Annotated in this window: 8 protein-coding genes and 1 pseudogene; 3 read left to right on the forward strand and 6 right to left on the reverse strand. The window is 73.6% G+C overall.

Features of this window, described 5'->3' with window-relative positions; all coding sequences use genetic code 11:
* Window positions 1-520, forward strand: a pseudogene (locus tag GTW08_RS18340) (chromosome condensation regulator); the annotation flags it as partial.
* Between the two features lie 93 nt (window positions 521-613).
* Window positions 614-1,447 carry an SCO6745 family protein gene (locus GTW08_RS18345; RefSeq protein WP_100879674.1) on the forward strand — a complete coding sequence of 278 codons (834 nt, stop codon included), beginning with the start codon at window positions 614-616 and terminating at the stop codon, window positions 1,445-1,447.
* Between the two features lie 7 nt (window positions 1,448-1,454).
* Here GTW08_RS18345 and GTW08_RS18350 read toward each other — a convergent pair whose 3' ends face one another.
* Window positions 1,455-2,015 carry a TetR/AcrR family transcriptional regulator gene (locus tag GTW08_RS18350; RefSeq protein WP_073577712.1) on the reverse strand — a complete coding sequence of 187 codons (561 nt, stop codon included), beginning with the start codon at window positions 2,013-2,015 and terminating at the stop codon, window positions 1,455-1,457.
* Window positions 2,016-2,105: 90 nt separating this feature from the next.
* Here GTW08_RS18350 and GTW08_RS18355 point away from each other — a divergent pair, with 90 nt between their 5' ends.
* Window positions 2,106-2,567, forward strand: a complete 462-nt coding sequence (locus GTW08_RS18355) for a nuclear transport factor 2 family protein (RefSeq protein WP_073577711.1) — start codon at window positions 2,106-2,108, stop codon at window positions 2,565-2,567.
* Between the two features lie 6 nt (window positions 2,568-2,573).
* On the opposite strand, the gene GTW08_RS18360 is transcribed toward GTW08_RS18355, so the two are convergent.
* The 5 genes from GTW08_RS18360 to GTW08_RS18380 form a co-directional block, all read right to left on the reverse strand.
* On the reverse strand, window positions 2,574-3,011 hold the full coding sequence (locus GTW08_RS18360; protein ID WP_073577710.1) for a BLUF domain-containing protein: 438 nt from the start codon (window positions 3,009-3,011) through the stop codon (window positions 2,574-2,576).
* A gap of 229 nt (window positions 3,012-3,240) precedes the next feature.
* A complete protein-coding gene (locus tag GTW08_RS18365) occupies window positions 3,241-3,675 on the reverse strand; it encodes a hypothetical protein (protein WP_073577709.1) in 435 nt (144 codons plus the stop codon).
* Window positions 3,676-3,817: 142 nt separating this feature from the next.
* Window positions 3,818-4,891 carry a redox-regulated ATPase YchF gene (gene ychF, locus GTW08_RS18370; RefSeq protein ID WP_073577708.1) on the reverse strand — a complete coding sequence of 358 codons (1,074 nt, stop codon included), beginning with the start codon at window positions 4,889-4,891 and terminating at the stop codon, window positions 3,818-3,820.
* Between the two features lie 25 nt (window positions 4,892-4,916).
* Window positions 4,917-5,588: a response regulator transcription factor gene (locus GTW08_RS18375; RefSeq protein ID WP_073577707.1), complete on the reverse strand. Its 672-nt coding sequence runs from the start codon at window positions 5,586-5,588 to the stop codon at window positions 4,917-4,919.
* A complete protein-coding gene (locus GTW08_RS18380; protein WP_083659019.1) occupies window positions 5,585-7,069 on the reverse strand; it encodes a sensor histidine kinase in 1,485 nt (494 codons plus the stop codon). The genes GTW08_RS18375 and GTW08_RS18380 overlap by 4 nt, the downstream gene beginning before the upstream one ends.
* Between the last annotated feature and the right edge of the window lie 370 nt (window positions 7,070-7,439).

Below are 7,439 nucleotides of genomic sequence, written 5' to 3' on the forward strand. Positions count from 1 at the left end.
CGCCGAGGGCGCGTGCGCGGTCGACGGGTGGCGCGGGGTCCGGGCTCTGAGCTGCGGCGACTGGCACTCCGTCGGGCTGTGCGACGACGGCACCGCGGTCGCCACCGGCAACGACCGGTACGGCCAGTGCGCGGTCGGCGGATGGCACGACCTGGTCGCGGTGTCCGCCGGATACCTGCACACCGTGGGGCTGCGGGCCGACGGCACGGTCGTGGCCACCGGGCGGGGCGGCGGCGACCTCGCGGGATGGCACGACGTCGTCGCGGTGTCCGCGGGCAGCGGTCACACGGTGGGGCTGCGTGCGGACGGGACGGCCGTCGCCGCCGGGGACGACGACCTCGGACAGTGCGCCGTCGGGACCTGGCGGGACGTGGTGGCCGTCGCCGCCGGGTCGGCGCACACGATCGGGCTGCGGGCCGACGGGACCGTCGTCGCCGCGGGCGAGGGCTCCGGCGGCCGCTGCGATGTCGACGGCTGGACCCTTGCCGTCACCGCACCGGGCGGATCCTCGGGTGCGTGATCAGCCCGTCGCGGGAGGTGAGGTCGGCCGGCCGGTCCACCACCCGGCCCGGGTGACCGATCACTTCCGGACGCCCTCCCGGTCGTACCGGTCATGCCCTCCGCACACACCGCACGCCGCATGTTCGGGCTGACCGAGCCGATCTGCCTGGCCACCTACCTCGCCGACGAGCCGAACGAGGAGCTGGCCGCGCTCGGCCACCGCACCTACTGGGACGGCTACTTCGCGAGCCGGGCCGCGCCGCTCGGCCGGGTCCCGGCCGAGGTCGTACACGCGGCGTTCTACAGCTTCGCCGACGGCGAGGCCGCCCGGCACATCCCGAGCGCCTGGGCGACGGTCCCGCCGGAGGAGTCCTTCGCCGCGTGGCGACGGGGCAGCGTCGCGGCGCTGCGCCGGATCCTCGGCGCCGAGCTGTCCGGTTCGCCCGGCGTGGCCCGGGCCGCCGACCTGCTCACCACCGCCGCGACGAGCGCCCCCACCGAGGGCCGGGTGATGTACGCGGGGATGCGCACCCTGGAGGTCCCCGGCGACCCGCTGACCCGGCTGTGGCAGTCCGCGACGACGCTGCGCGAGCACCGCGGCGACGGGCACGTCACCGCCCTGCTCACCGAGCGGATCGGTGGCACCGAGGCCCACCTGTTGTCCGCGCTGGACATGGGCGTCCACCCGCCGGAGACGTTCGGGCGCGTGCACCACCTGCCGGCAGCCCGGCTGGCCGATGTCATGTCCGGTCTGCGGCGACGCGGCCTGGTCGACGACGACGGGTGGCTCACCGACGCGGGCCGGGAGGTCACGGCGCGCGTGGAGGCGCTGACCGACGAGCTCGCCGCGCCGCCGTACGCGGCCCTGTCCGACGCGGAGCTCGACGAGCTGGTCGCGGAGCTGGAGCCGCTGTCCACGGTGATGACGGCGGCCTGGTCGCAGTGACCGCCGGTCAGGGCAGCAGCACCGCCACCGCCGCCCGCGCCTGCCGCGCCGGATCCGGGCTCCCGCCGATCGCCGCGGTCACCATCGCCCCCTCCGCGAGCAGGCAGACCGGCTCGACGGGATCCACGCCGGCCGCCGACGCCCACTCCCCGAGCTGCCGGTGGAACAGCTCCTTGTGGCTGCGCACCTCGCGCAGCACCGGCTCCGAGGTGCTGCCGAGCTCGCCGTAGGCGTTGATCCACGCGCAGCCGCGGAACCCGGGCCGGGTGAACCACTCCCCCAGCCAGTCGAAGACGGCGAGCAGCCGCTGCCGCGGGTCCCCGACCCGGGTCACGTACGCCGCCAGGTCGCCTCGCCAGCGCTCGTCGCGCCGACGGAGCACCGCGACGACGAGGTCCTCCTTGGACGGGAAGTCCCGGTAGATCCGCGTGAGCGGGAGCCCCGACGCCGACCTGACCTGGTCCATCCCGACGGCCCGGATGCCGCGCTCGTAGAACAGCAGCTCCGCTGCGTCCAGCAGGGCGTCCCGGTCGAGACGGGCCTGCTCCTCGGTGATGGCCGCGGGCACCGATGACCTCCTTGACATCGAGAACGATCGTTCCCTACCTTACCGGAGCAGATCGAGAACGCTCGTTCTCGACTGACCGAGGAGACAGTCGTGACCGATGGCCGTCCGCCCTACCCGCCGTTCACCGCGGAGACCGCGCGCCAGAAGGTGCAGGCCGCCGAGGACGCCTGGAACACCCGGGACCCCGAGCGCGTCGCGGGCGCGTACACACCGGACTCGGTGTGGCGCAACCGCGACACCTTCGCCACCGGCCGGCAGGAGATCGTCGAGCTGCTGACGGCGAAGTGGCAGCGCGAGCAGGACTACGCGCTGCGCAAGAGCCTGTGGGCGTTCGACGACAACCGCATCGCCGTCCGATTCCAGTACGAGTCCCGCGACGCCGACGGCCGATGGTGGCGCAGCTACGGAAACGAGCTGTGGGAGTTCGACGAGCTGGGACTCATGCGGCGGCGCGAGGCCAGCATCAACGACGTCCCGATCACCGAGGCGGAGCGGCGGATCCACGGCCCGCGCCCCGAGTCCGAGCGGGGTGTCGACATCCCGCTGCGGTGAGCGGGGTCAGACGAAGTCGGCGCCGATGGTGTTCCGCATCCGGGTGAGCAGGTCCTGCTGCCCCCGCCCGGGCTGGTCCGGCGCGGCGGGCCGGATGCGGCCCTCGACGTCGTGCAGCGGGATGTCCGAGCGCCCGATCGGGGAGATGCGGGCCATCGACCAGCGGGAGAACACCCGGTCCTCCACCGTCGCCGACTCGACGACCGACACATCGGTGTGCCGGTCGTCCTCCCGGATCTTCTCGAAGAGCTCGGTGACGACCGTCTCGTCGCCCTCCAGGGTCTGGACGAACCAGTTGTCGGAGATCAGCAGCGCCCCGGTGACACCGGCCTTCTTGTTCTTCGACCGGGCCACGTCGAAGATCTCGGCGAGAACCTCGTCGCGGCGCTCGCGCGGCACCGTGCTGTGACTGCGGTAGATCAACCGGTGGACCTGCTCGGCCATGTGGGTTCCCCCGTGTCGGTCGGGCCGCGTCACCGGGTCGGGCGCGGAACCGTCACGAGCCCGGACCCGGGTGATCGTCACGGCGGATCCGACGGTAGTGGCGTGGGACACACTGCGGTGTCGCGATATGAGACAGCGCGTCGGGAGATCGGGCGGCAGCGGGCCCCGTCGAACCGGACCGGCAGCGGAGCGCCCCCGCCGGTGACGTCGCGCCGGGCGCCGCGACGGGTCAGCAGTCGCTCCGGGGCACCAGACCCCGCTCGCACAGGTACTGCATCTGGGTCTCGCCGCTGGTCGGCGCCCGGCCCGCGGACGTGCCCGGGTCGAGATACCCCTGGTATGCCGAGCACGACGGGTCGAACCGCCCGGCGGCCATCGCCCGTGCCGCGCAGTCGTCACCGGACGTCCTCGCCCGGCTCTCCTCCGCCGCCCGCGCCTCGGCGGCCGCAGTCCGGTCCATCGCCCGGCGGGCCGCGACGATCGCGCCGTCCACCGCCGCACCCGGCTCGGCCCGGGACAGCACACCGGCGGCGGGCGCGAACGGGACGGACACCGAAGCGGCCGCGGACTCCGGGGTGGTGACCCGCTCGGCGCCGGACGCGGCGGCGCACGCGCTGGTGGCGAACACGGCGGCGACGACGGCCGCCACGGCGAAGCTGCCCATGCCCATCGTCGTTCCCCCAGCCGGTCGCACCGGCCCCGCCCCGGGGCCGGCCCACAGTGTCGTGGGTGGCGCGACGACGGTCAGCGTGTACGCCGGATCGTCACCCCTTCTGATGAGGGACGACGGGCGGGACCGCCGCGGGTCAGACGTTGAAGCGGAACTCGACCACGTCGCCGTCGTGCATGACGTAGTCCTTCCCCTCCATCCGCACCTTGCCCGCGGACTTCGCGGCGTTCATCGATCCCGCGGCGACCAGGTCGTCGAAGGAGACGATCTCGGCCTTGATGAAGCCCCGCTCGAAGTCGGTGTGGATGACCCCGGCCGCCTGCGGCGCGGTGGCGCCCTGCGGGATGGTCCAGGCGCGCGACTCCTTGGGCCCGGCGGTCAGGTAGGTCTGCAGCCCGAGGGTGGAGAACCCGGCCCGTGCGAGCTGGGCCAGGCCCGGCTCGTCCTGCCCGATGGACTCCAGCAGCTCGGCGGCGGAGGAGTCGTCGAGCTCCAGCAGCTCGGCCTCGACCTTGGCGTCGAGGAACACCGCCTGGGCGGGGGCGACGAGCTCGGTGAGCTCCGTGCGCCGGGCGTCGTCGGTGAGGACGGCCTCGTCGGCGTTGAAGACGTAGAGGAACGGCTTCGTGGTGAGCAGGGTCAGCTCGCGCAGCAGCTCGGTGTCGGCCTTCGCCTGGAACAGCGTCCGGCCCTCGTTGAGGATCGCGACGGCGGCGTTCGCGGCGTCCAGGACCGGCTTGCGGTCCTTCTGGGTGCGGGCCTCCTTCTCCAGCCGCGGGATCGCCTTCTCCAGCGTCTGCAGGTCGGCCAGGACCAGCTCGGTCGCGATCGTCTCGATGTCGCTCGCGGCGTCGATGCGGCCGTCGACGTGCACCACGTCCGGGTCGTCGAAGACGCGCACGACCTGGCAGATCGCGTCGGACTCACGGATGTTCGCGAGGAACTTGTTGCCCAGGCCCGCGCCCTCGGACGCGCCCTTGACGATGCCGGCGATGTCGACGAAGGACACCGACGCCGGGATGATCTTCTCCGACGAGAAGATCTCGGCCAGCGTCCCCAGGCGCGCGTCGGGGAGCGGGACGACGCCGACGTTGGGCTCGATCGTCGCGAACGGGTAGTTCGCGGCCAGCACGTCGTTGCGGGTCAGCGCGTTGAACAGGGTCGACTTGCCGACGTTGGGCAGGCCGACGATGCCGAGGGTGAGGGACACGGACGACCAGGGTAGTCGGGTCCGCTCAGCCCGGTTCGAGCCGGTAGCCCGCGCCGCGCACGGTCGCGATCCAGCCGGCGCCGAGCTTGCGGCGCAGGTAGCGGACGTAGACGTCCACGACGTTGGACGACGCCCCCGACTCGGCGGGCCCCCACACCAGCCGGAGCAGCTGGTCGCGGGACAGCACCTGGCCCGGGTGACGCAGGAACGTCTCGGCCAGCGCGCACTCGCGCGCCGACAGCTCGACGGTGCGGCCGTGCACGCTCACGTGCCGGGTACGGGGGTCGAGCTCGAGCCCGTGGAAGGTCAGCACGTCCGGGTCCGGGACGGGACGGGCGCGCTCCAGCCGCAGCCGGATCCGGGCCACCAGCTCCTCGAACCGGAACGGCTTGGCCATGTAGTCGTCGGCGCCGCCGGTCAGCCCGGCGACGGTGTCGTGCACGCTGTCGCGCGCGGTCAGGATGATCACCGGGACGGCGCTGCCCGCCGCCCGCAGCCGGCGCAGGACCTCGAAGCCGTCCATCCCCGGCAACCCGATGTCGAGCACCAGCAGGTCGAACCCACCGGTCACGGCGTGGTCGTGCACACCGGCCCCGTCGGCGACGACCGTGACCTCGAACCCGGCCCCGACCAGGCCCTTCTTCACGAACGACGCGATGCGCGGCTCGTCCTCGGCCACCAGGATCCGGCTGCTCACGTCTCGCTCCTCGGCAGGTCCAGCGTGAAGGTCGCCCCGTGCCCGGGTGTGCTCTCGAGCAGCACGCGGCCGCCGTGTGTCGTCGCGATGGCCTCGACGATGGACAGCCCGAGACCGGCGCCGTCGGAGCGGGGCGCGTCGTCGCCGCGCGCGAAGCGCCGGAACACCCGGTGCCGGTCCTCCGGTGCGACGCCCGGTCCGGAGTCGGCCACCCAGATCCGCACCCGCCCGTCGACCGCCTCCGAGCCGAGCGCGATCCGGTCGCCGTTACCGGTGAACCGGGTCGCGTTGTCGGCCAGCGCGACGACGGCCTGGGTGATCCGCTGCGGGTCCAGCCGGCACCGCACCGCGGCCACCGACTCCAGCCGCCAGTCCCGGTCGGCGAGGCCGGTCAGCTTCTCGAACAGCTCCCGGGTCAGCACGCCGACGTCGACGGTCTCGGTCCGCAGCAGCGACGGCTGCTCGGCCCGGGTCAGCGCGAGCATCTCCGACACCAGCCGGTTCATGCGCTCCAGCTCGTCGTCGACCAGGGCGACGGTCTCGGCGACGTCGTCGGGGTCGCGCGGGTCGAGCACCCCGAGGTGCCCCCGGACGATGGTGATCGGGGTGCGCAGCTCGTGCCCGGCGTCGTCGACGAACCGCCGCTGGGACACCATCCCGCTCTGCACCCGGTCGAGCATCGCGTTCAGCGTGGTGGCCAGCTCGGCGATCTCGTCGCGGGCCCGGGCCCGCTGCGGCACCCTGCGCGACAGGTCCCGCCCGGTGATGGTGCGGGCCGTCGCGGCGACGTCGCGCAGCGGCCGCAGGATGCGCCCGGCCACCAGCCACGCCCCGACCGCCGACAGCAGCGCCGTCCCGAACCCGACCAGCCCCATCAGCCGCGCGGCCTCGTGGGCGAAGCCGTGCTCGCGCTCGGTGAAGTAGCCGATCACGATGACGCCGCGCTGTGGGTCGCCGGCGAGCCCGACCGGCAGTGCCGACCAGCGCACCTCCCCCGCCGAGCTGAGGTAGGAGCCGCGGGTGGGACGGCGGACGTCCGCGACCAGCGCGGCGAACGCCGGGTCCTCGCGCAGCAGCACCCGCGGGCTGGTCCGCCGGGACTCCCAGCGGAAGCGCCCGTCGAGGTAGCCGAGGAACTTCTCGTTCGGCCGCGCGACGTTGGCGGCGATCACCGACCGCAGGATCTCGTCGACCGAGGAGTACGGCTGGCCGGTCGTCGGGTTGACGCCGGTCTCGGTGACGCGGGCGAACTCGGCGATCTCGGAGTTCAGCGCGTCGTCGATCCGGCGGTCGGTCTCGTCGATCAGCAGCATCCAGGTCAGCAGCGTGACGACGCCCAGCGACGCCAGCACGAGCAGCAGGACCCACCCGACGATGCGGGTGCGGGCCGCGGTCGCCCGCCCGGCGCGACGGGGCCCGGGGCCGGTCTCGACGGCCTCGGTCGCGATGATCGCCTCCAGTTCGTCCGTGCCGACGACCATGATCCCGTACCCACCCCGGGACCAGGACACGACACCCACCAGGAACGATCACCCTCAGTCTCCGTCACTGCTCCGATGGGCGTAAGGCATACTCCGTCGCACGACGCACAGGTGACGTACAGCCATCGTCGAACGGCTCCCATCACCCGGACGGCCGCGCACCACATCCGTCCGGGCCGAGCTTCGACGACCGAGACCGAGGGGGACGTCGTGCGCCTGCCCGGAATGCACGCCCTGCTGACCGCGGGGATCGCGGTCCTGACCACCGCCGGGACCGTGTCCGCGGTGTCGCTGACCGCGGCCGGCCGGGAGGAGCCCGCACTGCCCCCGGCACCACCGGTCGCGCCCGCCCCGCCGGCACCCGCTCCCC

The organism is Pseudonocardia sp. SID8383, from assembly GCF_009864975.1.
In the GTDB taxonomy this organism is placed as follows: domain Bacteria; phylum Actinomycetota; class Actinomycetes; order Mycobacteriales; family Pseudonocardiaceae; genus Pseudonocardia; species Pseudonocardia alni.